The sequence below is a fragment of the Streptomyces sp. NPDC051677 genome, assembly GCF_044453465.1.
Classification (GTDB): Bacteria; Actinomycetota; Actinomycetes; order Streptomycetales; family Streptomycetaceae; genus Streptomyces.
The window spans coordinates 1-25,675 of record NZ_JBITCT010000082.1 but is presented as its reverse complement, the minus strand read 5'-3'; the positions used below and the strand labels follow the sequence as shown (position 1 = coordinate 25,675).

General features: G+C 72.7%; 21 protein-coding genes and 1 pseudogene. 12 read left to right on the top strand and 10 right to left on the bottom strand.

Annotated elements, in window-relative coordinates; all coding sequences use genetic code 11:
- Positions 1-91 precede the first annotated feature (91 nt).
- Both ACIBAF_RS46205 and ACIBAF_RS46200 read right to left on the bottom strand, forming a co-directional pair.
- Positions 92-724 carry a DedA family protein gene (locus tag ACIBAF_RS46205; protein ID WP_399472314.1) on the bottom strand — a complete coding sequence of 211 codons (633 nt, stop codon included), beginning with the start codon at positions 722-724 and terminating at the stop codon, positions 92-94.
- Positions 721-1,494 carry an MBL fold metallo-hydrolase gene (locus ACIBAF_RS46200; RefSeq protein ID WP_399472312.1) on the bottom strand — a complete coding sequence of 258 codons (774 nt, stop codon included), beginning with the start codon at positions 1,492-1,494 and terminating at the stop codon, positions 721-723. Before ACIBAF_RS46200 ends, ACIBAF_RS46205 begins: the two co-directional genes overlap by 4 nt.
- Positions 1,495-1,578: 84 nt before the next feature.
- Here ACIBAF_RS46200 and ACIBAF_RS46195 point away from each other — a divergent pair, with 84 nt between their 5' ends.
- The 8 genes and pseudogenes from ACIBAF_RS46195 to dnaK all read left to right on the top strand — a co-directional run bounded on the left by ACIBAF_RS46195 (position 1,579) and on the right by dnaK (position 12,499).
- Positions 1,579-1,989: a hypothetical protein gene (locus ACIBAF_RS46195; RefSeq protein WP_399472310.1), complete on the top strand. Its 411-nt coding sequence runs from the start codon at positions 1,579-1,581 to the stop codon at positions 1,987-1,989.
- A gap of 105 nt (positions 1,990-2,094) precedes the next feature.
- Complete coding sequence (locus ACIBAF_RS46190; RefSeq protein WP_399472307.1) at positions 2,095-4,197, top strand: phage holin family protein; 2,103 nt, start codon at positions 2,095-2,097, stop codon at positions 4,195-4,197.
- Positions 4,198-4,304: 107 nt separating this feature from the next.
- Positions 4,305-5,366 (top strand): ATP-binding protein, encoded by a 1,062-nt coding sequence (locus ACIBAF_RS46185; protein ID WP_399472305.1) that lies wholly within the window; start codon positions 4,305-4,307, stop codon positions 5,364-5,366.
- Positions 5,363-7,178: pseudogene (locus ACIBAF_RS46180) on the top strand (hypothetical protein). The gene ACIBAF_RS46185 and the pseudogene ACIBAF_RS46180 overlap by 4 nt, the downstream one beginning before the upstream one ends.
- 76 nt (positions 7,179-7,254) lie before the next feature.
- On the top strand, positions 7,255-7,683 hold the full coding sequence (locus ACIBAF_RS46175; RefSeq protein ID WP_399472303.1) for an OsmC family protein: 429 nt from the start codon (positions 7,255-7,257) through the stop codon (positions 7,681-7,683).
- 665 nt (positions 7,684-8,348) lie between these two features.
- The gene (locus ACIBAF_RS46170) at positions 8,349-9,752 is read left to right on the top strand and encodes a hypothetical protein (protein WP_399472301.1); all 1,404 of its coding nucleotides are present in this window, start codon (positions 8,349-8,351) and stop codon (positions 9,750-9,752) included.
- Between the two features lie 5 nt (positions 9,753-9,757).
- On the top strand, positions 9,758-10,516 hold the full coding sequence (locus tag ACIBAF_RS46165) for a glycerophosphodiester phosphodiesterase family protein (RefSeq protein WP_399472299.1): 759 nt from the start codon (positions 9,758-9,760) through the stop codon (positions 10,514-10,516).
- 84 nt (positions 10,517-10,600) lie between these two features.
- Entirely contained in the window at positions 10,601-12,499 is a 1,899-nt protein-coding gene (gene dnaK, locus ACIBAF_RS46160) for a molecular chaperone DnaK (protein ID WP_399472297.1), read from the top strand.
- Positions 12,500-12,529: 30 nt separating this feature from the next.
- Here the strand turns inward: dnaK and ACIBAF_RS46155 are convergent, their stop codons facing one another.
- From ACIBAF_RS46155 to ACIBAF_RS46135, 5 genes are all read right to left on the bottom strand, one after another.
- Positions 12,530-12,937 (bottom strand): hypothetical protein, encoded by a 408-nt coding sequence (locus tag ACIBAF_RS46155; RefSeq protein ID WP_399472295.1) that lies wholly within the window; start codon positions 12,935-12,937, stop codon positions 12,530-12,532.
- Positions 12,934-14,661: a right-handed parallel beta-helix repeat-containing protein gene (locus ACIBAF_RS46150; RefSeq protein WP_399472293.1), complete on the bottom strand. Its 1,728-nt coding sequence runs from the start codon at positions 14,659-14,661 to the stop codon at positions 12,934-12,936. The genes ACIBAF_RS46155 and ACIBAF_RS46150 overlap by 4 nt, the downstream gene beginning before the upstream one ends.
- 113 nt (positions 14,662-14,774) lie before the next feature.
- Complete coding sequence (locus ACIBAF_RS46145; RefSeq protein ID WP_399472291.1) at positions 14,775-15,596, bottom strand: SAM-dependent methyltransferase; 822 nt, start codon at positions 15,594-15,596, stop codon at positions 14,775-14,777.
- Between the two features lie 39 nt (positions 15,597-15,635).
- The gene (locus ACIBAF_RS46140) at positions 15,636-16,499 is read right to left on the bottom strand and encodes a helix-turn-helix domain-containing protein (protein ID WP_399472289.1); all 864 of its coding nucleotides are present in this window, start codon (positions 16,497-16,499) and stop codon (positions 15,636-15,638) included.
- A gap of 122 nt (positions 16,500-16,621) precedes the next feature.
- The gene (locus tag ACIBAF_RS46135) at positions 16,622-17,452 is read right to left on the bottom strand and encodes a helix-turn-helix domain-containing protein (RefSeq protein WP_399472287.1); all 831 of its coding nucleotides are present in this window, start codon (positions 17,450-17,452) and stop codon (positions 16,622-16,624) included.
- A gap of 318 nt (positions 17,453-17,770) precedes the next feature.
- On the opposite strand from ACIBAF_RS46135, the gene ACIBAF_RS46130 reads away from it, so the two are divergent.
- Positions 17,771-18,076 (top strand): 4a-hydroxytetrahydrobiopterin dehydratase, encoded by a 306-nt coding sequence (locus ACIBAF_RS46130; protein WP_399472285.1) that lies wholly within the window; start codon positions 17,771-17,773, stop codon positions 18,074-18,076.
- 72 nt (positions 18,077-18,148) lie between these two features.
- Positions 18,149-18,913 (top strand): class I SAM-dependent methyltransferase, encoded by a 765-nt coding sequence (locus tag ACIBAF_RS46125; RefSeq protein ID WP_399472284.1) that lies wholly within the window; start codon positions 18,149-18,151, stop codon positions 18,911-18,913.
- Here the strand turns inward: ACIBAF_RS46125 and ACIBAF_RS46120 are convergent.
- Positions 18,861-19,358 carry a hypothetical protein gene (locus ACIBAF_RS46120; RefSeq protein WP_399472282.1) on the bottom strand — a complete coding sequence of 166 codons (498 nt, stop codon included), beginning with the start codon at positions 19,356-19,358 and terminating at the stop codon, positions 18,861-18,863. The genes ACIBAF_RS46125 and ACIBAF_RS46120 overlap by 53 nt on opposite strands.
- Positions 19,355-19,843 (bottom strand): hypothetical protein, encoded by a 489-nt coding sequence (locus tag ACIBAF_RS46115; RefSeq protein WP_399472280.1) that lies wholly within the window; start codon positions 19,841-19,843, stop codon positions 19,355-19,357. The genes ACIBAF_RS46120 and ACIBAF_RS46115 overlap by 4 nt, the downstream gene beginning before the upstream one ends.
- A 40-nt stretch (positions 19,844-19,883) precedes the next feature.
- Here ACIBAF_RS46115 and ACIBAF_RS46110 point away from each other — a divergent pair, with 40 nt between their 5' ends.
- Together ACIBAF_RS46110 and ACIBAF_RS46105 are read left to right on the top strand one after the other, a co-directional pair.
- On the top strand, positions 19,884-20,834 hold the full coding sequence (locus tag ACIBAF_RS46110; RefSeq protein ID WP_399472278.1) for a helix-turn-helix transcriptional regulator: 951 nt from the start codon (positions 19,884-19,886) through the stop codon (positions 20,832-20,834).
- Between the two features lie 40 nt (positions 20,835-20,874).
- Positions 20,875-22,764 carry a rhamnogalacturonan lyase gene (locus ACIBAF_RS46105; RefSeq protein ID WP_399472276.1) on the top strand — a complete coding sequence of 630 codons (1,890 nt, stop codon included), beginning with the start codon at positions 20,875-20,877 and terminating at the stop codon, positions 22,762-22,764.
- Between the two features lie 62 nt (positions 22,765-22,826).
- Here ACIBAF_RS46105 and ACIBAF_RS46100 read toward each other — a convergent pair whose 3' ends face one another.
- The gene (locus ACIBAF_RS46100) at positions 22,827-25,496 is read right to left on the bottom strand and encodes a cellulose binding domain-containing protein (protein WP_399472274.1); all 2,670 of its coding nucleotides are present in this window, start codon (positions 25,494-25,496) and stop codon (positions 22,827-22,829) included.
- Between the last annotated feature and the right edge of the window lie 179 nt (positions 25,497-25,675).

Genomic DNA, 25,675 nt, shown 5'->3' with positions numbered 1-25,675 from the left:
CGGGGCGACCCTCCGCCTTGCGATCGCACGCTCCCCCATGACGCCGCCGGGCCTGCCCTGCGGGCAGACGACGCTACTTTCGAAACACGCCCTAGGCGGTCCGCGTTCCCCTGACCCGGCGCCACACAGTCGGGGCCGCGCTGACCACCACGGTCAGCGCGACCGCGGCGAGCACGCCCTCCCAGGGCTCGTCGAACAGCGAGCCGCCGAGGATCCCGATCAGCTGGTAGGTCACGGCCCAGGCCAGACACGCCGGGAGGTTGCCCCGGACGAAACGGCGCAGCGGCCACCTCGCCATCAGACAGGCCAGCATCACCGGGATGCGGCCCGCCGGCACCAGCCGGGACAGGACCAGCACCGCGGTGCCGTGGTCGGCGAGCTTCCCCTGCGCCTGCGCCAGCCGCTCCTCCGGAGCCCGCGAGCGGATCGCCTCCAGCCAGCGCGAGCCGTTCTTCGACCGCATTCCGCGCCGCCCCAGCCAGTACAGCGCCGCGTCCCCGCAGAACGCCGCGAGGGACGCCGTCACGAACACCAGCGCCAGCGCGAACGGCGCCGTCTGATGGAAGGCGACCACCGCCGCCGAACTCACCAGCGCCCCCGTCGGCACCACCGGCACCAGCGCCCCGATCAGCACCAGCAGGAACAGCGACGGATACCCGAGGGCCTGCTGCGCGGGCGACGCCGGAACGGACGTCACGGCCGCGGCGGCGAGCCACCACCTCACCGCGCGACCTCCACGCGCACGCTCTCCCCGTGCCCGAGCCGGTGCACGACCACCCCCGGCGCGCGCTCCGCCGCGAGCCGTACGAACTCCTCGCCGGGCGCATGGAATTCATGGGGGCGCACGGCGTCCATGCCGATCGGCCAGTACGTGCCGTAGTGCACCGGCACCGCACTGCGCGGCGCCAGCCGGGCCAGCGCCTCCGCCGCGCGCCCCGCGTCCAGGTGCCCCTCGCCGAGATACGGCCCCCAGCCGCCCACCGGCAGCAACGCCACGTCGACCGGACCGACCTCCTCGGCCATGTCCGCGAACAGGCCGGTGTCCCCGGCGAAGTACGTCCGGGCCTCGCCTTCGACGACGTACCCGAGCGCGGGGGAGTGGTGCCGGCCGACCGGCAGCCGCCGCCCGTCGTGGCGCGCGGGCACGGCCCGTATCCGTACCGAGCCCACGGTCCTCTCGTCGCCCGGCGCCATCTCGCTCAGCCGCAGATGCCGCAGGCGCCGCAGCCCGGGGACGGCGCGCGGCGCGCCCCGGGGCACCAGCAGGCGCGTGCCCGGCGCAAGGCGCGCCAGCGAGGGCAGATGCAGATGGTCGGCGTGCAGGTGGGAGACGAGCACCACGTCCGCGCGCCAGGCGCCGGGCGGGGGCAGCGCGCCTCGGCGGCGACGCAGATGCGCGAGGCGGCGGGCGAACAGGGGATCGGTGAGCACGCGCACGTCCGAATCCTCGACCGTGCAGGTGGCGTGACCCCACCAGGTGATCTCCACCGGCACCTCTTTGCCTCCTTCGCGCGACTCCCCCGAAGCCTACGGGCAGGAGTAGGGTCGGCGGCGAAACCCGGAGGTGAGGGGGACGCCATGGGACCGGTGCGGGTCATGCGGGTCACGGCGATCGCGAGTCTGACGCCGCTGGAGGAACTGGACGACGATCCCTTCCTGGTGGACTCCCGCAGCCAGCACGCGATGTGCGCGCGGTGGGCCGCGGAACGCGGATACGTCGTCAGCCGCGAGCTGCTGGTGCGCGGGCTGCGCGCCGACCACTGCGTGCTCTGGGACGGGGTCCGGCCCGGCGCCGATCTGTTCGTCGCGCCGAGCCGCAGGGTGCTGGAGAGCGCGCTGTCGTCCGTGGAGGAGTTCGCCGAGGAGTGCGCCCGGCGCGGGGTGCGGGTGGTGACGGTCGGCAGCGCCGAGCCCGCCTACGACGCGCAGATGAAGGCCCACGTGCACCGCCGCCTGTCGATGCCGACGGCCGGCTACGACGGGCGGTAGACCGCCTGGGCGCGACATGGTCACAGGGGTGGCCGACGTCGCGATGTGACAGGGTGGAGGGCGGCCCCCGCGGGCGTCGGGGCCGGAACGCGAGGTGTACGGGGCGTGGGTGGGTTGCGGTGGCGGCGGGCCGTCAGCCAGGCCGGGCGGAGCGTCGCGGTGTGGGGGGTCTCCACGCTCACGATGCTGGTGCTCGCGGGGATCCTGCCGGACTTCCGGCTGCAGTCCGCCGACGGCGACAGCGCCACCACCATCGCCATGACCGCGGCCGTCGGCGCCGGCGTGTTCGGTGTGCTGTCGGCCCTGGTCTGGCCGCTGCTGGTGCGTCTCCTCCTGCTCGTCCCGGCGCTGGTCCTGGGTCTGCTGGTGTTCTTCCTCAACGGCTCGCTGCTGCTGCTCGCCCTGCGGCTGAACCCCTCCGGGCAGAGCGAGGCGGCGCCCGAGACCGCCGTCATCGTCGCCGCCGTGATGTCCGCCGTCGCCTCCGCGACGGGCGGCGCCCTGGCCGTGCGCGACGACGACGCCTACCGCCGCCGCCTCTACCGCCTGGCCGACCGCCGCCGAAGAGGCGGCCCCGCCTGCCCCGCCGCCCCCGGCACCCTCTTCCTCCAGCTCGACGGCGTCGGCCACGACGTGCTGGTCGCGGCCGTGGGGAAGGGCCTGATGCCGACGGTCGCGAGATGGCTGGGCGGCCCGCCGCGGCCGGGCCACGCCCAGGACGCGGCACACCGTCCCACCCATCGCCTCACCCCCTGGCACACCGACTGGTCCAGCCAGACCGGCGCCAGCCAGCTCGGCATCCTGCACGGCAGCAACCACGACGTGCCCGCCTTCCGCTGGTACGAGAAGGACAGCGGGGAGGTGATGGTCTGCAACCGGCCCACCAGCGCCGCCGAACTCCAGCGCCGCGCCGTCGAACACACCGGTGACGGCGGGCTGCTGTCCGCCGACGGCGCCAGCCGCGGCAACCTCTTCAGCGGCGGCGCCGACGAACAGGCCCTCGTGCTGTCCATAGCCGCCCGCCGCCGCAGCCGGGAGACCCGCTCCCGGTCCGGTTACTTCGCCTACTTCTCCGACCCGGCCAACGCCGTGCGCACCGCCCTGTCCTTCGTCGCCGAGGTCGTCCGGGAGATCGCCCAGTCCACCCGCGCCCGGCTGCGGGCCGAACGGCCCCGCGTCGGCCGCGGCGGCCTCTATCCGTTCGTCCGCGCCTTCGCGACCGTCGTCGAACGGGACGTCGTGGTGGCCGCCGTGATGGGCGACATGCTCGCCGGCCGCACCGCCGTCTACGCCGACCTGGTGGCGTACGACGAGGTCGCGCACCACTCCGGGCCGCTCGGCCGGGACACCGAGCAGGTCCTCGGCCGCCTGGACCGGGCGCTCGCGCTGATCGAGAACGTCGCCGAGCACGCGCCCCGCCCGTACCGGATCGTCGTCCTGTCCGACCACGGCCAGAGTCCCGGCGAAACGTTCCGCGCCCGCTACGGCCTCACCCTCGGCGACCTGGTGCGGGCCGGCTGCGGGCTGCCCGTGCCGCGCAAGGCGGAACGCACCCACAGCGGCGCCGAGGCCCGCGCGGCCGTCCGCGCGGCGCTGCGCCGGCCCGTCGAGGAGGGCGGCGCGCGGCACCGCCCGTCCGGCCGCGGCTCGGAGCCGATCGTGCTGGCCTCGGGGAACCTGGGCCTGATCTCCTTCCCGGACGTGCCGCACCGGATGAGCAAGGAGGAGATCGACGCCCGTCACCCCGCCCTGCTGACCACCCTCGCCAACCACCCCGGCATCGGCTTCCTCCTGGTGCGCAGCGAGGAGCACGGCGGGGTCGTCCTCGGCGCGTACGGCGCGGAGATCCCCCTCGACCGACTCGACGGCGATCCCGGCCCGTTGGCCGCCTTCGGGCCCGGCGCGGCCGACGCCGTGCGCCGCACCCACTCCTTCCCGCACACCGCCGACGTCATGGTCAACTCCTTCCATGAACCGGCCGACGGCGAGGTCCTCGCCTTCGAGGAGCAGATCGGCTCCCACGGCGGCCTCGGCGGCGCCCAGGCCCGCCCGTTCCTGCTGTCCCCGCTCGCCCTGTCCGCGCCCGTCGTGGACGACGGGGAGCTGACCGGCGCGGAGCACGTCCACCGCGTCCTGCGCCGCTGGCTGCGCGAGTCCAACGGCCCCCAGGTGCCCCTGGAAACGGCCCCGGAGGAGCACGCCGCCTGAAAATCGGCTGCACCGACGGGTCCGTACGCGCACACTGTCCGTACGGATCTGTCCGTCCTTCCCGCGCACTCGCGCACCCTTGTCGAGTTCCCCCAAGGAGCCTTCCTTTGCAGGCTGCCGTGACCGTCACGCCCTCCCGTGTCCCCGAACTCCTGCTCGGTCTCGCCGTCGTGCGGCCGGTGTTCCTCTGGGGCGCCCCCGGCATCGGAAAGTCCTCCCTGGTCAGGGAGTTCGCCGAGTCGCTCGGGCTGGACTGCGTCAGCCTGCTCGGTACGCAGCTCGCGCCCGAGGACCTCATCGGCGTCCCCCAGATCCGCGACGGGCGGTCGGTGTTCTGCCCGCCGGAGGCCATCGCCCGCGACGAGCCGTACTGCCTGTTCCTGGACGAGCTGAACGCGGCCACGCCCGACGTGCAGAAAGCGTTCTACTCGCTGATTCTCGACCGCCGGATCGGCGACTACGAGCTGCCGAAGGGCTCGATCGTCATCGGCGCAGGGAACCGGGCCACGGACAACGCGCTCGCCCGGCCCATCGCCTCCGCGCTCGTCAACCGACTCACCCACGTCCACCTGGAGGCGTCCGCGCGGGACTGGCTGAACTGGGCCGCGGGCAACGCCATCCACCCGTGGATCCTCGACCACCTCACCGACCGGCCCGACCACCTGTGGTCCAAGCCGCCGAAAACAGAGGAACCGTTTTCGACGCCCCGTTCCTGGCACATGCTCTCCGACGCCCTGCACTCCTTCGGGCGCGACCTCGACGAGGACACCCTCAAGGTCCTCGCGCACGGCACGCTGACGCCCGCCCACGCCACCGCCTTCTGCGGCTACGTCAAGATCGTCCGCAGCCGGTACGGCATCGAGGCCATCCTCAAGGGCGAGGCCTCCTGGCCGCACCGCGTCGAGGACCGTGACCTGCTCTACTACCTCGCCGACTCGTTCCGCGGCCGACTGGTCAAGGAGCTGCCGGCCGTCAAGGAACGCATGTCGGCGAACGGCCGGCAGACCGCGTACCGGGCCAAGTCGCTGCTCGTGCAGCTCGCCGAGATCTCCGTCGAGGTCGCCCAGACCGTCATCGCCTCCGACGCCGACGGCAACCCCGTGCTGCCCGCCTGGTTCCTGGTCGAGGCGGCCCGCGACATGCCCCGCCTGGTGGAGGCCCGCCGGTGAACCGTGAGGCCCGTGACAAGAAGAAGCGGGACCTCGCGACGGAGTCGTTCGAGTTCGGGGTGGCGCTGCTGCGCCAGAACCCGGCGCTGGCCGCCATCGAGTTCGACACCTGCCGCCGCGAGGGGTGCGGCCTGGCGCCCCGCGACGGTCTCGTCCGCGCCGACTCCAACGGCGTCCTGCACGCCCACCCGACCCGGATCGCCGACGTCGGCCACTGGGCCTGGTCCCTCGCGCACGCCGCCCTGCACCTCGGCTTCGGACACCTCCCGGCGGCCAAGGACGCGCGCGCCCAGCCCGACCGGTACGAGCTCGCCGCCCGCTGCGCCGTCGTCAACCGCTTTCTGCTGACCTTCCGCGTCGGCGCCGCCCCGGACGACCTGCCGCCGTCGTACCCCGGCGGCGACGAGGAACAGCTCGCCGCCCGCTGGCGGCGCACCGGGCTCCCGGCCGCCTACGCGCACTGCGGCACGGCGGGGACGGCCGCCGACCAGATGCTCGTGCCATGGCCCTGGTACGGCCGCCAGACGCCGGACTGGCCGCTGGCGTTCGCCACCGCCCTGACCCGGACGGTGTCCGCCGCGATGGACATGGCGGGCGGCCGCCGGGACTCCCTGGACAGCGCGGCGCCCGTCCAACGCCCCTGGGAGCGCGCGCTGAGCTGGTTCGTCTCGTCCTACCCTCCCCCAGAGGGGGGACCCCCAGCTCGGCGGCCTCGCGGCCGGCGTCAAGCTCGTCGCCGACGCCGAACTCGCCCGCGCCCACGGCATCTCCGTCGCCGCCGTGAACGCGGAAGCGGGGGAGATCTACGTCAACCCGCTGCGGACGTTCGACGACGAGGAGTGGCGGTTCGTCCTCGCCCACGAGATGCTGCACGCCGCCCTGCGCCACGGCGACCGCTGCGGCGCCCGCGACCCCTACCTCTTCAACGTCGCCTGCGACTACGTCATCAACGGCTGGCTGCGCGAGATGCAGGTCGGCGTCATGCCCGAAGGCCTGCTGTACGACGCGGAGCTGGCGGGCCTGTCCGCCGAGGAGGTCTACGACCGCATCGCCGTGGACCTGCGCCGGATGCGGCGCCTGGCCACTCTGCGCGGCAAGGGCCTCGGCGACATCCTCGGCGCCCCGCTCGGCCCGCCCGGTGACTACGTCGACCTCGACGGCTTCTACCGCCGCGGCCTCGCCCAGGGCCTCGACCTGCACCAGCGGCAGGAACGCGGCTTCCTGCCCGGCGGGTTGGTGGAGGAGATCCGGGCGCTCAGCCACCCGCCGCTGCCCTGGGACGCCCGACTCGCCCGCTGGTTCGACGAGTTCGTGCCACGCCCCGAGCCGCTGCGGACGTACGCCCGGCCCGCGCGCCGTCAGGCCTCCACCCCCGACATCCCGCGCGCCGGCCGCTGGTTCCCGCCCGAGGAGACAGCCCGCTGCACGTTCGGCGTCGTCCTGGACACCTCCGGCTCCATGGACCGCACCCTCCTCGGCAAGGCGCTCGGCGCGATCGCCTCGTACGCCGAGGCCCGCGACGTCCCGGCCGCCCGGGTCGTGTTCTGCGACGCGGCCCCGCACGACGCGGGCTATGTGCCGGTCACCGAGATCGCCGGCCGGGTCCGGGTGCACGGACGCGGCGGTACGGTCCTGCAGCCAGGCATCGACCTGCTGCAGCGCGCCGACGACTTCCCGCCCGGCGCGCCCCTCCTCGTCATCACCGACGGCTGGTGCGACACCCTGCGGGTGCGGCGTGAGCACGCCTACCTGATACCGCAGGGCCGTCACCTGCCGTTCACCGCGCAAGGACCGGTGTTCCGGGTGCGGTGAGGCGGAGTGTGATCGGATGGGGGCAGGGGACCCGGAAACGGGTCCGCCCGCCAGCCTCCACGCGAAAGGAAGAAACGTGGCCACCACGCGCTCCGCACACACCGTCTGGGAAGGCAACCTGCTCGAGGGCAACGGTGTCGTGTCCTTCGACTCCTCCGGCGCCATCGACCCGCAGCCCGTGACGTGGGCCTCCCGTTCCCAGGAGGCGAACGGAAAGACCAGCCCCGAGGAGCTGATCGCGGCCGCCCACTCCAGCTGCTTCTCCATGGCCTTCTCGCACGCCCTCGCCGGCGCAGGCACCCCGGCCACGAAGCTCGTCGCCTCGGCCGACGTCACCTTCCAGCCGGGGGAGGGCATCACCGGCATCCACCTGACCGTGGAGGGCACCGTGCCCGGCCTCGACGAGGAGGGCTTCGTCGCCGCGGCCGAGCAGGCCAAGGTCAACTGCCCGGTCAGCCAGGCCCTCAAGGCCGTCCCGATCACCCTCTCCGCCAAACTCGCCTGACCACCCCCAACGAGGCCCGGGGCGCGGACCCCGCCACACCCCCGCACCCCGGCCCCCTCCACCTTGGCCCCCTGCACCCCGGGCCCCTGGCCCCGGCCCCCCCGGGCCCCGCACCGCGGTCCTTTGCACCCTGGGTTCCCCGCGCTCTGGCTCCCGCGCCGGCCTCGCGCCCCGGGCCCTTGCAGCCCGGGCCTCCGCGCCCGGATCCCGCCCTTGGGCCCTGTACCCGGGCTCCCGCGCCTCGGCCCCCTGCACCCAGGGTCCCTGGCCCCGGCCCCCCCGGGCCTCGCACCCCGGCCCTCGCACGTCGGCCGCCCGGGCCCCCGTCCCCCGCACCCCGGCTCTCTGCACCCTGGGTTCCCCGCGCCCGGATCCCTGCCCGGGGCCTTGTACCCGGGCTCCCGCGCCGGGTTCCCCGCGCTCTCGCTCCCGCGCCGGGTTCCCCGCGCCCTGGGCCCTCGCACTGCGGGCCCCTTGTGTCCGGACTCCGCGCCCGGGCCCCTGCGCCGGGTTCTCCGCGCCGGGATCCCCGCGCCCGGGCCCCCGCCCCCAGATCCCCGCGCCGGGCCCCGCGTCCGGACCCCCGTGCGCCTGTCGGTTCCGGGTGGGTGGGGGGCGGGTATAACCGTCTGCGTCCGAGGGGGCGTGAGGGGGAGGGGGCGACGGTGCCGGGAACTGCCGACCGGGAGGCGGTGCTCGACTCGGCCGTACGCGAACGCACCCGTGTCCTGGTGCTGTTCGGGCTGGCGGGCCGGGTCGCCCCGCCCGGCCCCGGCGCGTCGGGCCACCGGCTCGTCGACGCGTTCGACTTCGGCCGGTTCACCCAGCACCTGCGCTCCGGCGAACCGCTGCTCCCCGTGGCGGTGCTCATCGAGAGCGTGGCGCCCGGGGAGCTGCGGCTGCCGGAGCGGGCCCGCGGGCTCGCCCTGACCGGGGCGCGCATCCTGCTCGTCACCACCCCGCGCGGCGACGCCACCCTGCTGCTGGACTGCGACTTCGCCGACGAGACCCCGGCCGACGCGGTCGCCTCCTGGCTGGCGGGCACCTGCTTCGACCGGCACGCCATCCACCTCGGCGCCCGCCCGCTGCTCGACGCGCTGACCGACCGGCTCGGCCTGTCCGAGCCGCTCGCCTTCGGCCAGAACGTCCACCAACTCGTCTTCCCCGGCGGCCGGTTGCGTGAGGAACTGCTCCACGCCCAGAACACCGACGAGACCCTGCTCGCCGAGCCGCTGGGCGAGATGATCTACCGGGGCCGGCTCCCCGGCCCCGCCGCCGCCCACCCGGGCGCCGCCCGCGTCCCGCATCTGCACCACCACGGCGTGACCCTCACCGCCCACGGCCGCGGCGTCTCCGTGCAGACGGGCTGGGCCCCGCACGTGGAGAACGGCCTGGCCGTGGTCGCCCTCTGCATGGTCTCCGCGCTGTCCGTCCTGCAGCGCACCCGGCTGGCCGCCTTCGACGTGATGCGCGCCAACGAACAGGCCCCGGCCCACTCCCCGGCCGAGATCCGCACCCTCATCTCCCGCCTCTCGGCCGGCGTGAACGAACTCCAGCTCGACCTGGCCTTCGGCGTCGAGGCGTACGTGGACAGCCTGCTGATCCCGGAGATGGTCACGGAGGGCTTCCAGTCCTCCCTCCGTGACACGCTCGGCGTGCGCGACAGCCTCGACAACTCCGCACGCATGGTCGAGCGCCTCACCTCAGTGATCAACGCCCGCTCCGCGGCCCTCGACGCGGCCCTCGCCGAGCGGGCCGAACGCCGCGACCGCACCGTCTCCGGCCTGGTCGCGGCGGCCACCCTGATCGCCTTGCCCCCGACGCTGCTGCTGGCGTTCTTCGGGGTCAACGGCACGAACGTGGACGATCACCGCTCCATCTTCGACCTGCGGGAGTACGGGACGGCGTACGTCGTGGCCTGGCTGCCCTTCGTCGCCCTGGTGCTGATCGGCTGGGTCCTGCTGCGGCGTGCCGCCCGCCGCTCCCGTACGCTCCTCACCGACCCCGGCGACGCCCCGGCCCGTGCCCCGGCCGTCGTCCCCGCACCCCGTCCGCCGTCCGGGAGCTGAGCACCGTGCCACCCCGCCCCGCCGTCTCCGCCCACCGCGGCGGCTCCGAGCGCTTCGAGGCCGCCACCCGGGAGGCGTACGAGGACGCGCTCGGCTCCGGGGCGGAGTACGTCGAGTTCGACGTCCGGCGGACCGCCGACGGCGTCTTCGTCGTCCACCACGACGCCCGGGCCGGCCGCGGTGGACCGCCGCTCGCCCGGATCACGTACGCCGAGCTGTGCGGACGCGTCGGACACACCGTTCCCGTCGCCGAGGACGTGATGACACTGGTCGCCGGGAGACTCGTCGGCCACCTGGATCTGAAGGAAACCGGTTACGAGCGGGAGCTCGTCGACCGGGCGGTCGCCCTGCTCGGCCGGGACGGGTTCGTCGCCACCTCCCTGGAGGACGCGTCCGTCGCCGCGATCACCCGGGCCTTCCCGGGCGTGCGTACGGCCCTTTCGCTGGGGCGTGACCGCAAGGAGGTGGGGGCGGCACGGCTCGCGGGCACCCGGGCGAGCGAGCTGTTCCCGATGCGGCGGCTGCGGGCCTGCGGGGCGCACGGGGTGGCCGTGCACCATCGGCTCGCCCGCGCCACGGTGCTGCGCGGGGCGGCCCGGCACCGCCTGTTCACCATGGTGTGGACGGTCAACGACGACCGCGGGCTGCGGACGTTCCTGGCCGACACCCGGGTGGACGTCCTGGTCACGGACCGGCCGCGGCGGGCGGTGGAGCTGCGCGGGGAGCCGCATCGGACGCTGCCGGCGGGGCACCTGTCCCATTGACAGCCGCAGCTTCAGGTCCTGTCCTGGAGGTACGGGTGGCTTTCTGCTCCCCGGGCGAGCAGCCCTGGGCGGAAGGGGACAGCGATGGGACGTCCGGTCGGAATCGATCTCGGGACCACGAACTCGGTGGTGGCCGTGCTGGAGGGCGGCGAGCCCACCGTCATCGCCAACGCGGAGGGCGCGCGGACCACGCCGTCGGTGGTGGCCTTCGCCAAGAACGGGGAGGTGCTCGTCGGCGAGGTGGCCAAGCGGCAGGCGGTGACCAACGTCGACCGCACCGCCCGCTCGGTCAAGCGGTACATGGGCGACGCGCACTGGCGCTTCCCCGAGCAGGAGGCCGCCGACAGCATCGACGGCACCCGCTACCGGGCCCAGGAGCTCTCCGCGCGCGTCCTGCAGAAGCTGAAGCGGGACGCCGAGGCCTACCTCGGCGAGGACGTCACCGACGCGGTGATCACCGTGCCCGCCTACTTCGACGACGCCCAGCGGCAGGCCACGAAGGAGGCCGGGGAGATCGCGGGTCTGAAGGTGCTGCGGATCATCAACGAGCCGACCGCCGCCGCCCTCGCCTACGGCCTCGACCGCGGCGAGGAGCAGACGGTCCTCGTCTTCGACCTCGGCGGCGGCACCTTCGACGTGTCGCTCCTGGAGATCGGCGAGGGCGTCATCGAGGTCAAGGCCACCAACGGCGACACCCACCTCGGCGGCGACGACTGGGACCAGCGGGTCGTCGAGTACCTGGTGAAGAAGTTCAAGGGGCAGCACGGCATCGACCTCGGCAACGACAGGATGGCGGTGCAACGGCTGCGCGAGGCCGCCGAGAAGGCCAAGATCGAGCTGTCGTCCTCCTCCGAGACGACCGTCAACCTCCCGTATGTCACGGCGTCCGCCGAAGGTCCGCTCCACCTCGACGAGAAACTGACGCGCGCTCAGTTCCAGGACCTCACCTCCGACTTGCTCGACCGCTGCAAGCAGCCGTTCCACCAGGCGGTGAAGGACGCGGGCGTGAAGCTGTCCACGATCGACCACGTCATCCTCGTCGGCGGCTCGACGCGGATGCCCGCGGTGACCGAGCTGGTACGGGAGTTGACCGGCAAGGACCCCCACAAGGGCGTGAACCCCGACGAGGTCGTGGCCGTCGGCGCCGCCCTCCAGGCCGGGGTGATCCGCGGCGACGTCAAGGACGTCCTGCTGCTCGACGTCACCCCGCTGTCCCTGGGCATCGAGACCAAGGGCGGCATCATGACCAAGCTCATCGAACGCAACACCACCATCCCCACCCGGCGTTCGGAGATCTTCACCACGGCCGCCGACAACCAGCCCTCGGTCGGCATCCAGGTCTACCAGGGCGAACGGGAGATCGCCGCGTACAACAAGAAGCTCGGCGTCTTCGACCTCACGGGCCTGCCGCCCGCTCCGCGCGGGGTGCCGCAGATCGAGGTGGCCTTCGACATCGACGCCAACGGGATCATGCACGTCTCCGCGAAGGACCTGGCCACGGGCCGCGAGCAGAAGATGACCGTGACCGGCGGCTCGGCGCTCCCCAAGGACGACATCGACCGCATGATGCGCGACGCCGAGCAGTACGCGGAGGAGGACCGCAGGCGCCGGGAGGCGGCCGAGACCCGCAACCAGGCCGAGCAACTCGTCTACCAGACCGAGAAGTTCCTCCGGGAGAACGAGGAGCGGGTGCCCGCCGAGACGAAGGGGGAGGTGGAGTCGGCGGTCGCGGACCTCAAGGCCCTGCTGGAGCGCGACGCCGACACGGGCGCCCTGCGCGAGGGCGTGGACAGGCTCTCCTCGGTCAGCCAGCGGATGGGCCAGGCCATGTACGCGCAGGCCCAGCAGCAGCCGGCCGAGGGGGCGGCCGGGGACGCCGCCGGGGAGCACCCCTCGTCGTCCACCTCGGCGCAGGACGACGAGCAGGTGGTCGACGCGGAGATCGTCGACGACGAACGCGACACCAGGGGCGGGGCGGCCTAAGGGCGACCGGGGCGCACCCCGGCGCTTCCCTCAGGCGAGGCCGGCCAGGCCCTGGATCGCCGACTGGGCCCACTCCTGCGCCCCTACCGCCGTACCGGCCGCGAGGCCGGTCGCGACGGGGGCGAGGGCTCCCCTGAGCAGGGTCACCGCACGGCGGAGCCTGCCGGGCTCGGGGGACTGCGGGCCGGTGATCTCCGCGAGGACCTCCTGGGCCGCGCTCTCGGCGTCCTCGCGCTCCCGGTCGCCGAGGCCGGCCCCGGGCAGTTGCCGGAGCAGGTCGGTCACCAGCGTCGCCAGCGCCTCGTAGCCGGGGGCGACCGCGGTGTTGAGCTGCTGGTTCTGGGTGACCGTCTCGTTGTTCCAGGAGATCTGGGAACCCGAGACGTTCCCGTGGAACACCGGACCGTCGTAATGGTGCACCTGCTGCGGCTCGCTCATCGGTCGACTCCGTCCTGATCGCTGTGGTTGGTCTGCTGCTGGACGACGCTGTTGTTGCCCCATGCCACCTGGATGCCGTGGACATCGCCGTGGAAGACGGGCCCGTTGAAGATCTGGACGATCGACGGCGGAGGCGTGGCCGGCGGGGTGCTCTTGTCCACGATCGGGAGGGACGTGCGCAGCGCGACCAGTTCGACGCTGCCGTTGTCCCGTACGGCCTTGCCCTTCGTGCCCGTGACGGAGCAGTTCACCAGCCGGCCGCCGGCCGCGTCGTCGAAGCTCGCCCCGAAGGACCCGCAGTCGTCGAACCGGCTGTCGGCGACGTCCAGCAGCGCGGAGTCCTTTCCGGCGATCCCGAACGACGCGGATCCGGTGACGGCGAGGTTCCTCGCGACGAGTCTGGACGTGCCGTACGCGATGGCGCCGCCGGAACTCACCGCCGTGGCCTCGCAGTCGTGCAGGTGCAGCTGGGCCTCCTCGCCGACGCCGAAGCCCAGCAGCCCGCGGTGGGCCGAGACGTTCCTGAGGGTGACGCGGGACTGACCGAGCACGGCCACGGCGAGCATGTCGAAGTCGCTGAACGTCGTGTCGGTGAGTTCGGCCGTCGTACCGCCGTTGTCCCGGGTCTCCAGGCCGAACGGGCAGCGTTCCACCCGCACGTGCTCGAACACCGCCTTGGACTCCTCACGGACCCGCAGGGCCAGGCTGGTGTGGTCCTCGACGCCGATGCGGGTGAAGGTCCCCCGGGCCTTGTCGGTGACGGCGATGCCGACGTTGCCTCGCGAGATGCGGCAGTCGCTCACCCGTGGAGCGCCGCCCCGCGTCGACAGCACCCCCACGTTCCCCGCCCCGTGGATCTCGCAGTGCTCGAACGTGCCCCGGCCCGACTCCTGGACGTGGATGCCGGTGTCGCGGCAGTCGGCGAACACACAGCCGCGCACGAACGGGTCGGCGCCGCTCGCCACCAGGATCCCGTTCTCGGCGTCGGAGACACGGGTGTCCACGACGCTGCCCCGGGACTGTTCGATGAACGCGAGCGCCGCCATCTGCACGGCGTCGACCGTGCAGTCCTCGACGATCAGTTCGGCCCGGGTGTCCGCGATGACGGCGGCCTTCTCGGTGCCGGTGACCTCGCACCCGGTGAGCCGGGCCCAGGCGTCGCTGACGCGCACGCCGTGGATGCGGCTGCCGTCGATCCGGGTGCCCCGGACCGTGACCCGGGCGCCCTCGATCACCGCGATCGCGTTGTCGGCGGCGGCGGCGAACCGGCAACGCTCGACGTGCCCGGTGGAACCGGCGAACACGGCCCTGCCGTAAAGGAATTGACTGTCTGTCAGCAGTACCGACGTGCCTGGTCGCGCATGTGCGCAGACCCCGTTGTGCGCCCGGACCTCCGACCGGTCGAGGGTGAGGGATCCGGTGCGGCAGTCGACGACACCGGCGTCGGCGTCCCGGCCGACCAGGACGAGGCCGCGGACCACGGCCGATCCGAAGGCCTCGAGGACGGTGCCCCGGGGACGGCTCACCACCACGGAGCCGGGCTCACCGAGGGCGACCAACTCGATCTCACCCTGGAGGGCGAGGGGCAGCGGTTCCTGGTAGTGGCCGGGCGCGATCTCGACCCGCGCGGCCCGGCCCCGCCCGGCCGCGGCGCGCAGCGCGGACCCGATGTCGAAGTGGGCGCCACGACCGCCTTGCGGTGAGACGACGTACTTCTTGACCATGACCGCCCCCGCAGCGCCCGCCCGTGCACAACCGTTGACTCCCGGTCATCGATGCTACCGGAGCGGGACGGCCGCGTCGGGTGGGCAGCGAGTGGCCGCGAAGCAGCAGCGGCTCACCTCTTGCGCGCGACCCCCGCGTACACCGGCACGATGCCCTCCGCCTGGACCGCCACGTCCTGGGGTTCCGGCCGCCAGCCGGAGACCGGGATCACGCCCGGGCCGAGCAGGTCCAGGCCCTCGAAGAAGCGGGAGAACTCGGCGAGGGAGCGGGGGTGGAAGGGGGTGCCGCTGCGCCGGAAGTGCTCGGCGGCCTTCCCGACGGCCTCGGGGCTCAGGTCGGGCGTGACCTGGGAGAGGATCAGCCAACTGCCCGGGGCGAGGGCCGCCACGTACCTCTTCAGCAGGCCGTACACGTCGTCGCCGGCCGGGTCCTCGCCCAGGTAGTGCGTGAGCGCCACCAGCGACAGCGCGACCGGCTGCGTGAAGTCCAGCGTGTCGGCGGCCTGGTGCAGCAGCGCGTCGGGATCGCGGACGTCGGCGTGCACGTACTGGGTGACGCCCTCGGCCGAGCCGCGCAGCAGCGCCTCCGCGTGCCGCAGCACGATCGGGTCGTTGTCCGCGTACACCACCGCGCACTCCGGGGCCACGCCCTGCGCCACCTGGTGCAGGTTGGGCTCGGTGGGGATGCCGGTGCCGATGTCCAGGAACTGGCGGGTTCCGGCCTCGGCAGCCACTCGCACGGCCCGCTGCATGAACCGCCGGTTGGCCCGCGCCCCGCGCACCACCGTCCCGTCCACGGCGAGGATTCTGCGGGCCAGCTCCTCGTCCACCGGGTAGTTGTCCTTGCCGCCCAGCCACCAGTCGTACACCCGCGCCGGATGCGGCCGGCTGGTGTCGATGCGGACGGCGGCCTGCTCTGCCTCGGATCCGGTCATGCGGTCTGCTCCTGGAGAGTGGGCGAAGGACGGCCGAACTCAGCTGCTCGCGCTGGCGTCCCGCAGGATCTCCTTGGTGCGCTGCGCGGACGCGGCGTGCGTCGTCATGTGGTCGAGGACCTCCAGATGCGCGGAGACCTCCTTGCGGTCGTCGAGGTACAGCGCGCCGGTCAGGTACTCGGTGACGACCATGTCGGGCAGCTCGGGCTCGGCGAACCGGAACAGCGAGAACGGCGCGGACGTGCCCGGGTGCGGACCGGCCGCGAACTCGGCGATCTGCAGGGTGATCCGGTCACGCTCGGCGAACTCCACGAGCCTGTCGAGCTGTTCGGACATCACGGACGCGTCCACGCTGACCGGGCGGCGCAGCACCGTCTCGTCCATCACCACCCACAGATGGGGCGGGTCGGCGCCCTCCAGCAGCTGCTGGCGCGCCATGCGCAACGACACGTGCCGCTCGATCGTCTCCGGAGTGGTGCGCCCGACCGTCCCGGCCTCCAGCACGGCGCGCGCGTAGTCCTCGGTCTGCAGCAGCCCGGGCACGAAGTGCGGCTCGTACGAGCGGATCAGCCGGGCCGCGCCCTCCAGGCTCACGTACAGGCTGAACCACTCGGGCAGCACGTCGTGGAACCGCTGCCACCAGCCGGGCCGGTTCGCCTCCTCGGTGAGCGAGATGAACGCCTCTGCCTCGTCCTCGGGGACGCCGTACGTCTCCAGCAGCACCTGCACATAGGGGACCTTCAGCGCGACGTCGGCCGTCTCCATGCGCCGTACGGTCGCGGGGGCCACGCGCAGGGCGCGGGCCGCCTCCTCGCGGCCGAGGCCGGCCGCCTCACGCAGTTCCTGCAGCCGTCTGCCCAGTACCACCTGGCCCACGGTGGGTGCTGGCCGTCGCTCACTCACGCCACGTCTCCCCTACGTGTCGAGGCACGCGGGCCAGTGTGCCACGTTCCGACGCCGGTCACACCGGAACGGAGTCGAACATTCATCTGGGTCTGTCCTCCGGCACGCCCCCTCATGGAGCATCAGTTGATCAGCGAGTGCAGGTACTTGACCGTGGCGGGGTCGGCCGGGAGGAACGTCTCGATGGCCAGCTCGGCGACGGTCACGTCCATCGGGGTGTTGAAGGTGGAGACCGACGAGATGAACGACAGGAGCCGCCCCTCGTGTTCGATCTGCATCGGCAACGCGAAGTACGGCACGGACTCCGCCGGTTCCTCCGCCGACGCGCTCTCGGCGACCGGGTAGGCGGCGACCTCGTCGTACAACTCCCGCAGCGGCGCCGAGCGGTACAGGGCGATCTGGCGTTCCATCTGTGCGAGCAGGTGGCCGCGCCACTCGCGCAGGTTGCGGATGCGCGGCGCCAGGCCCTGCGGGTGCAGGGTGAGGCGCATCGCGTTGAGCGGGGCTGCGAGCAGCGACTCCGGTACGCCGTCCAGCAGCATCGTGATGCCCCGGTTGGCCGCCACCACGTCGTACCGGGCGTCCATCACCAGGGCCGGGTACGGTTCGTAGCCCTGGATCAGCCGGTCCAGCCCCGCCCGCAGGGCGTCCAGGGCCGGGTCGTCCAGCGGGGTCTGCGGATAGTGCGGGGCGTAACCGGCCGCCAGGAGCAGCGCGTTGCGTTCCCGCACGGGCACGTCGAGGTGCTCGGCGAGCCGCAGCAGCATCTCCTCGCTGGGCCGGGAGCGGCCCGTCTCGACGAAACTGATGTGCCTGGCCGAGGAGTCGGCGCGCAACGCCAGCTCCAGCTGACTCAACCGCCGCCGCTCCCGCCAGGCCCGCAGCAGCGGGCCGACCCCCGGATCGGCGGCGGCGGCGGAGGAGGCCTTCGTACCGGTCGCGACAATGGTCATACGCACGACCGTAGTTGAGGCGCGACCGGATGAACGACCGGTGCCCGGCGCCAAGGCCACGCCCCGCCCTGCCCCGGGGCCGGGACCCCCGGCTGCTGTCCGTGACCACTTCGGCGACCGCGACGCCACGGCTCGGTCTGCGGCGACGGCCTGGGCGCCCGGCACGGCGACGTCGGACTGGAGCAGGAGAGGGCGGAGCAGCGATCGCGGCCCGGCCCTCCACCTGGCTCACCAGCGCGAACCCTTCTGACCAGGGCCGCCACGGCCGTCCTGTGGCACGCTGGACGGGTATGCGCCGCCCAGGAAGGGAGCCGGGTCATGGCCGTCGAACCGCTGTCGCAGAAGGAGATCGAGGAGCGGCTGTCCGAGCTGCCCGGCTGGTCCGCGGACGGCGACCGTCTCACCCGCACCTACCGCCTCGACTCCCACTTCGCCGCGACCGCCCTGGTCGTCCACGTCGCACAGATCCAGGAGGAGCTCAACCATCACTCCGAGCTCACCCTCGGCTACAACACCGTCTCCCTCGCCGTGAACACCCACAGCGCGGGCGACGCCGTCACCGACCTCGACGTCGAACTCGCCCGCCGGGTGGAGGCCGCGGCCCCGGGACACGGAGCGCACTGAGGCCATGGGCGCGGGCACGAGCAGGGGTACGGCCGGCGTACGGACACGGCGGTGAGGGAACGGGGAGCGCGCGTGCTGGACTACGACGAGGAAGCCGAACGCTACGACGCCCTCCGCGGCGGCGAGCCCAGGGCGGCCGCCGCCGCGGAGGGCGTCCTCGGCCTCCTGCCGGCTCAGGCACGCAGCCTGCTGGACGTGGCCTGCGGCACGGGCATCGTCACCCGGCGCCTCGCGGCCGGGCGGGAGGGGCTGCGGGTGACGGGCGTGGACCGGGCGCCCGGCATGGCCCGGCACGCCGCCGCCCGGCTGCCGGGCGCGATCGTCCTCGCCGACGGCCGCCGACTCCCCTTCCGGGACGGGGAGTTCGACGCCGTCAGCAGCGTGTGGCTGCTGCACCTCGTGGAGGACGCCGCGGACGTGCGGCGGATCGTCGCCGAGTGCGCCCGGGTGCTGCGGCCGGGCGGGGTGTACGTCACCACGGTCGACAAGGGCGCCTCGCACAACGTGGGCAGCGACATCGATGTCGTGCTGGCCTCGCGCCCGCGCCGGCCGGCCTCCGACACCGCCGCGCTCGTGGAGTCGTACGCCGTCGGATGCGGGCTGGTCCCGGCCGGACAGGCCCGCTTCCGCGGCCGGGGGCAGGGCCGCAGCCCGCGCCGGGCCATCGTCGACCTGCGGCGCGGCTGGTTCGTCACCCTGCCGCCCGGACACCCCCAGGCCGATGGTTTCGCGACCCGCCTCGCGGCCCTGCCCGACCAGGACCGGCCCCGCCCGGACCCCGCCTTCACCCTGAGGGCGTTCCGGAAACCGGTTCCCGGCGCGTTTTCGGACGGGTGAAGTCCATGACCCAGTTGGTCAGCCAGGTCTCCCCGCCGTCCAGCGAGAAGGCCTGCTCCCAGCGGGCGGACACGGCGGACACCCCCGACCAGACGAACCGGGCCCTCACGTCTTTGCCGTCGTGCGCGTCGTCGCCGTAGAACTCGCCGCGGTCGCCGTCGAAACGGCCGACGACCGGCGGGAAGAGGCGGCCGGTGCTGCTGGAGGACCAGTTCAGCGACCACTGGCCGCTCTCGCGGTCGAAGAGCCGCAGCGTCAGTCCCTTGGCGCCCAGGTGCGGCATGTCGATCTCGTCGATGTTCGCGGCGCCGTCGAACAGCGGCCAACAGCGGCTCGTGGACGGGAACTCCTCCCAGCCGCTGTCGGGGTCGAGGAAGTCGGTGCGCCGACGGTGCCGGACCTCCCACTCGCCGTGGAAGAAGTCGAAGTCGTGCGGGCTGCTCATGAGCGGTCTCCAGTGGTTCCTGCGGGCAGGGAATCGGCCAGGTAGGCGTCGAGGTCGGGGACTTCGGGCGCGGTGGGAGCGAGCATGTGCCGCACCCACGCGTCCCGTTCGTGCAGGATCGGCGGCAGTTCCCAGACGCAGCCGATCCAGGGGCGGTCGGGGACGACGAAGCGCGTGGGGTCGTCGTCCGGGCAGCCGAGCACCGGCTGGCCCGCGGCCGCCCCCCGGAAGTGCAGGACGTTGTCCCACACCCAGCTGTACGCGTTGAGGTAGGCGCCGTCGTCAGCGCCCCGGTGCAGGACGACGAACGTGGCCGGCGGCGTCCCGTCCGGCTCCGGCAGCAGCTCGGGCAGGATCGCGTACGCCGCCTTCGCCACCTCGGGCGCGATGCCCGCCGGGTCGGCGGTGACGTGGTAACGCTTGATCCGCCGCCCCGCCACCTCGATCGGCGGGGGCACGGCAAGGAGTTTCTCGGTGAAGGCCATGGACGGGACGCTAGGCCCACTTCACTGACATCTTGTGTCAGTGAAATCCAGCCGACTTGTCTCCCTTCTGCTTCTGCTCCAGACCCGGGGCCGGATGACCGCCGCCCAGCTCGCCGAGGAACTGGAGGTCTCCGTCCGCACGGTCTACCGGGACGTCGAGGCGCTGGGCGCGGCGGGCGTTCCGCTGTACGGCGACGCCGGTCACGCGGGTGGATACCGCTTGCTCGACGGCTACCGCACCCGCCTGACGGGACTGACCGCCGACGAGGCGGAGGCCCTCTTCCTCGCCGGCGCCCCCGGCCCGGCCGCCGAACTCGGCCTGGGCTCGGTCCTCGCCGCCGCCCAGCTCAAGGTCCGCGCCGCCCTGCCGCCGGAGCTGCGCGCCCACGCCGACCGGATCAGCGGCCGCTTCCACCTCGACGCCCCCGGCTGGTACGCGGACGACGAGGAGGCGCCGTACCTCCCGGCCGTGGCCGACGCGGTGTGGAACAGCCGTGTCCTGCACGTCCTGTACCGCCGCTGGGCCGAGCCCACCGATGTGGAGCGCCGCCTGGAGCCCTACGGACTGGTGCTGAAGGCGGGTCGCTGGTACGTCGTCGCCGGTCCGGGGCCGCGCACGTTCCGTGTCGATCAGATCCTCGAACTCGCCTCCTCCGACGAGGACTTCGCCCGCCCCGAGGACTTCGACCTGGCCGCGTACTGGACGGCGTACCAGCGTGCCTTCCACGACCGGCTGTACCGCGGCGAGGCGCTGGTGCGGCTGGCGCCGGGCGTAAGGCTGCCGAGGACGGTCGACGGGCGGGTCGACGACGACGGGTGGACGCTGGCCCGGGTCCCCATCGAGTCCGTCGCCCACGCCCACGCCGAGTTCCTGCGCCTGGGCGCGGACATCGAGGTGCTCCAGCCATCCGAGCTGCGTGAGCGGATCGCCCGGACCGTCACGGAACTGGCCGTCCGATACGGCAACTCACCGGCACCAGGCGGCAACTGACGGTACGGAACCCGTCCGTCCCACCCGGGAGGTACGTCTCGTGCAGCATCCGCACCCGCACTCGCACCCGCCCAGGCACCACAGACGAAGGGCTGTCCTCTCCGCGCTGACCGCCGTCACCGCGTTGGTCGGCGCCGGACTGACCGCGCTCGGCGCCGGTACGGCCGAAGCCGCCACGGCCCGCCAGGTGGAGGCCCTCGACCGGGGCGTCGTCAGCGTGCACACCGACAGCGGCAACCTGGTCAGCTGGCGCTGGCTCGGCACCGACCCCGACAGCGTCTCCTTCAACGTCTACCGGGCCGGCACGAAGGTCAACGCGACCCCGATCACCGGCTCCACGAACTACTTCCACTCCGGCGCCCCGTCCCAGGCCGACTACACGGTCCGCGCCGTCGTGAACGGCGTCGAACAGGCCGACTCCGTCCACGCGATCCAGTTCCGCACCGGCTACAAGGACGTCCCGATCAGCCCGCCGGCCGGCGGCACGACCCCGGACGGCGTCGCCTACACCTACGAGGCCAACGACGCCTCCGTCGGCGACCTGGACGGCGACGGCGCCCTGGACATCGTCCTGAAATGGCAGCCGACGAACGCCAAGGACAACTCCCAGTCCGGCTACACCGGAAACACGATCGTCGACGGCGTCAAGCTCGACGGCACCCGGCTGTGGCGCGTCGACCTGGGCCGCAACATCCGCTCCGGCGCCCACTACACGCAGTTCCAGGTGTACGACTACGACGGCGACGGCAAGGCCGAGGTCGCCATGAAGACGGCCGACGCCACGGTGGACGGCACGGGCACGGTGATCGGCAGTTCGTCGGCCGACCACCGCAACTCCAGCGGCTATGTGCTGTCCGGCCCCGAGTACCTGACCATGTTCAACGGCCAGACCGGCAGGGCGATGCAGTCCGTCGACTACGTCCCGGCCCGCGGCACGGTCTCGTCCTGGGGCGACTCCTACGGAAACCGCGTCGACCGCTTCCTTGCGGGAACCGCTTACCTCGACGGATCCCGGCCCTCGCTGATCATGGCACGCGGTTACTACACGCGTACCGTGATCGCTGCCTGGGACTGGCGTGGGGGCGCCTTCACCCGGCGCTGGACCTTCGACACCAACTCCTCCACCAACTCCGGCAAGGGCTACGACGGCCAGGGCTCGCACAGCCTCTCCGTCGGGGACGTCGACGGCGACGGCAAGGACGAGATCGTCTACGGCGCGATGGCGGTCGACGACAACGGAAACGGTCTGTGGACGACGAAGACCGGGCACGGCGACGCCCAGCACCTCGGCGACCTCGACCCCTCCCACCCAGGCCTGGAGTACTTCAAGGTCTCGGAGTCGAGCAGCCAGCCGGCCGAGCTGTACATCAATCCGGCCAACGGAACGGTCAACTGGAAGCTCGCCGCCTGCTGTGACAACGGCCGTGGAGTCGCCGGGGACATCTGGGCCGGCAACGACGGCGCCGAGGTCTGGTCCGCCTCCGACTCCTCCGTCCGCGACGAGGCGGGCGCGACAAAGGGCCGGGAACCGTCTTCCGTGAACTTCCTGTCCTGGTGGGACGCCGACACCACCCGCGAACTCCTCGACGGCACCCACATCGACAAGTACGGCACGTCCTCGGACACCCGCCTGCTGACCGGCTCGGGCGTCCACTCCAACAACAGCACCAAGGCGACCCCGTCCCTGTCCGGCGACATCCTCGGCGACTGGCGCGAGGAGGTCGTCTGGCCGACCAGCGACAACACGGCGCTGCGCATCTACTCGACGCCGTACGAGACGACGACGAGGATCACGACCCTCCTGCACGACACGATGTACCGCACGGGACTCGCCTGGCAGAACACCGCCTACAACCAGCCGCCGCACCCGAGCTTCTTCATCGGCAACGGCATGCCGACGGCGCCCCGGCCGGCGGTCTACACACCGTGAACCAAGGTGGGTGCGCGTCCGCCGGGGCGCGCACCCACCGTTCTCAGCTCACCGAGCCCCGCTCAGCTCACTGTGCAGCTCTGGTCACCGAGCTTGAACGCGGTCGGCTTCGTGTTCGTGCCCGACCAACTGCCCGTGAAGCCGAAGCTGACGGACGAGCCGGCCGCCACGTTGCCGTTCCAGCTGATGTTCTTCGCCGTCACCGTCGAACCCGACTGCGTGTAGTCGGCGTTCCACAGCTGGGAGATGCTCTGGCCGCCCGGGAACGCCCAGTTGAGACTCCAGCCGGACCACGCGCTCGTGCCCGTGTTGGCCAGCCTGACGTCCGCCTGGAAGCCGCCCGACCACTGGTTGGTGATCGTGTACGTCACCGCGCAGGCGCCCGTCGGGGTGGGCGTGGGATCCGTACCGCCGCCGCCCCCGCTGCCGCCGCCGCTCGTGTCGGAGGTGTCGCCGTAGACGACGCCCCGGCCGTTCGTCGAGACGTACACCCGCCCGTACACCCTCGGGTCGCCCGTGATCGCCGCGCCCGTCCAACCCCACTGGTGGGCATCGTCGTTGATGCGCGTCCACGTGGCGCCCTTGTCCGTCGAGCGGAAGATGCCGCGAACCCCGGCGATCTTCGCGCTCGTGTACAGCGTCTGGTACGACGCTCCCGTCGCCGCCTTGCCGAAGCCGATCGTGTCGGCCTGCTCGACGCCCGGCAGCTTGGCGAAGGTCGCGCCGGAGTCGGTGGAGTGCCACAGCCCGTAGGCCCCGTCAGTCGCCCCGCCCGCCAGCCAGACGTCCCCCTTGACGCCGGGCAGCGCCTTGAAGCGCACGCTGTCCCCGCTGGGCAGGCCGGTTGCAGCGGACGCGGTGAAGGTGGCGCCTCCGTCCGAACTGACGTAGAACTTGCCCGACTTGAAGCCGTAGAACGTCTTGGCGTCGACCCGGTCCGATTCGACGATCGCGCCGGCGGGGATCCCGATCGACGCCGACCACGACGTACCGAAACCGGTTGTGTACTGCACGCCGGCGCCGGCCGGGCTCCACACGAAGCGGCTGCCGTCGGCTGCCGCGGCGACCGTTCCGCCGCCGCTGACCCCCGAAGGGTCCGTCCCCGCGAACCAGTTGGCCCCGTTGTCGGTGGAGAACGCCACATGCGGGCCCGAGTCCAGATTGCCGACGCGGACCACGGTGTTCGGGTTGGTCTCGGCGTAGTCCAGGCTGGTGGTCGTCGTGAAGTTCGGCGAGGTGTACATCATCGACGGCACCTTGGTCAGGTCCGTGTGGCGGAAGCCGCCGACGTCGCCGAGCGCACTGAGCAGCGGGGCGCCGGACGGGGGAGACGCGAGGTCGTTGACCGCCGTCTCCTCCAGCCCCTGCACCATCGGCTTGACGGTGAACTGGCTGCCGCTGTCCCAGTTGGTGAGGTTCTCCGTGCCGTAGATCGTCGCGCCCGTCCCGTACATCATGCGGGCGGAGTTGAACGGGTCGATCTCCAACGCCTCGGTCATCCAGCCGAGTTTGGGCGTCTGCTCCGGCGGCGACGGGTTGGCGCCCCAGGTCAGCCACGGCGAGGAGGAGACGTCCATCGTGAACCGGTTCGAGCGGTTGGGATACGAGGTGTAGTCCCACGCCTTCGTCCAGGTCCCGCCGCTGTTCGTGGAGCGGAAGATCTGCGTGTCCGGCCACCAGGAACTGTAGGCGGTGGCCATCACCGTGCCGGGCTTCTGCCGGTCGATCGTCAGTCCGCTGAAGCCGTAGTACGTGTCGGCCTCCGCCACCGGGCTGATGTCCGTCCAGGCGCCGGTCGCCGTCGCGTAGCGCAACAGCCGGCCCTTGCCGCCGTCGTAGGGCCCGCCCTTGTCGCTGTAAGCGATGTAGAGATATCCGTTGACGGCATCCAGCACGCCCTTGTGCGCCAGGTAGCCCGTCGGCTGTCCGGCCAGCCGCGTCCAGGTCGCGCCCGCGTCCGTCGAGCGGTACACCGCGTTGTCCTTGTCGGCCACCCCGACGTAGATCGTCTTCGTGGCCGTGCCGGAGGCGCCGGTCGACTCGTCGAACGTGACCCAGACGATGCCCTGGTTGTCGGAGGCGTAGCCGCTCGTGTCGGTCGGGTCCTGCTGATAGTTGCCGACGTTGGGGAAGTTCGTCACCTGCGACCAGGTGACCCCGGAGTCCGTCGACCGCCACAGCCCCTTCCCGCTCGGCGCGCCCAGATACAGCACGCTGTTCTTGTTCGGGTCGACCGCGAGGCGCTCACCCATGCCCCGGCCGGGCATGTTGCCGCCCAGCTTGAACGGCAGGTCCGTCTTCTGCCAGCTCGCGCCGCGGTCGGCGGACCGCAGCACGGCCCCGTTGCCGGGGTCCCAGCTGTTGGTGTAGGTGCCGACCGCCGTGTACACCTTGTTCGGGTCGACGGAGTCGGAGGCCAGGCTCACCACACCCGTGTGGCCCCAGTCCGCCCAGCCGACCGAGTCCAGCAGCGGCGTCCACGTCTTGCTCGACTCCTGCCAGCGGTACGCGCCGCCGATGTCGGTGCGCGCGTAGGCGAGGTTCTTCTCCTTGCGGTTGAAGACGATGCCGGGCACGAAGCCGCCACCGTCGATCCGGGCGTTCTTCCAGGTGTACGACTCTGCGGCCAGTGTCGCCTTGGGGCTGCCGTCCGCGGCCAGCACGGGCGGGCTGCCCGCGACCAGACCGGCGGCGAGCGCCAGTACGGCCGTGAGGATGCGGGTTCTTCGCACGGTGGGGGTCCTTCCTCGCGAAGCCATGTGGGAGGAGATCGATGCGGAGGAGATCGGTGCGGGTGGGGATGTGCGGGTGGGGATGTGCGGGTGGGGATCGGTGGGGGTGGGGATTGGTGCGGGTGGAAACGGTGCGGGTGGGGATCGGTGGGGGGTGGGGATCGGTGGGGGAGGAAGCG

Excerpts from the sequence above, each read along its gene's own strand:
- ACIBAF_RS46195 (WP_399472310.1), top strand. The coding sequence starts at position 1,579 with ATGGGACCGGTGCGGGTCATGCGGGTCACGGCGATCGCGAGTCTGACG.
- dnaK (WP_399472297.1), top strand. The coding sequence starts at position 10,601 with ATGGGACGTCCGGTCGGAATCGATCTCGGGACCACGAACTCGGTGGTG.
- ACIBAF_RS46155 (WP_399472295.1), bottom strand. The coding sequence starts at position 12,937 with ATGAGCGAGCCGCAGCAGGTGCACCATTACGACGGTCCGGTGTTCCAC.
- ACIBAF_RS46150 (WP_399472293.1), bottom strand. The coding sequence starts at position 14,661 with ATGGTCAAGAAGTACGTCGTCTCACCGCAAGGCGGTCGTGGCGCCCAC.
- ACIBAF_RS46145 (WP_399472291.1), bottom strand. The coding sequence starts at position 15,596 with ATGACCGGATCCGAGGCAGAGCAGGCCGCCGTCCGCATCGACACCAGC.
- ACIBAF_RS46135 (WP_399472287.1), bottom strand. The coding sequence starts at position 17,452 with ATGACCATTGTCGCGACCGGTACGAAGGCCTCCTCCGCCGCCGCCGCC.
- ACIBAF_RS46130 (WP_399472285.1), top strand. The coding sequence starts at position 17,771 with ATGGCCGTCGAACCGCTGTCGCAGAAGGAGATCGAGGAGCGGCTGTCC.
- ACIBAF_RS46120 (WP_399472282.1), bottom strand. The coding sequence starts at position 19,358 with ATGAGCAGCCCGCACGACTTCGACTTCTTCCACGGCGAGTGGGAGGTC.
- ACIBAF_RS46115 (WP_399472280.1), bottom strand. The coding sequence starts at position 19,843 with ATGGCCTTCACCGAGAAACTCCTTGCCGTGCCCCCGCCGATCGAGGTG.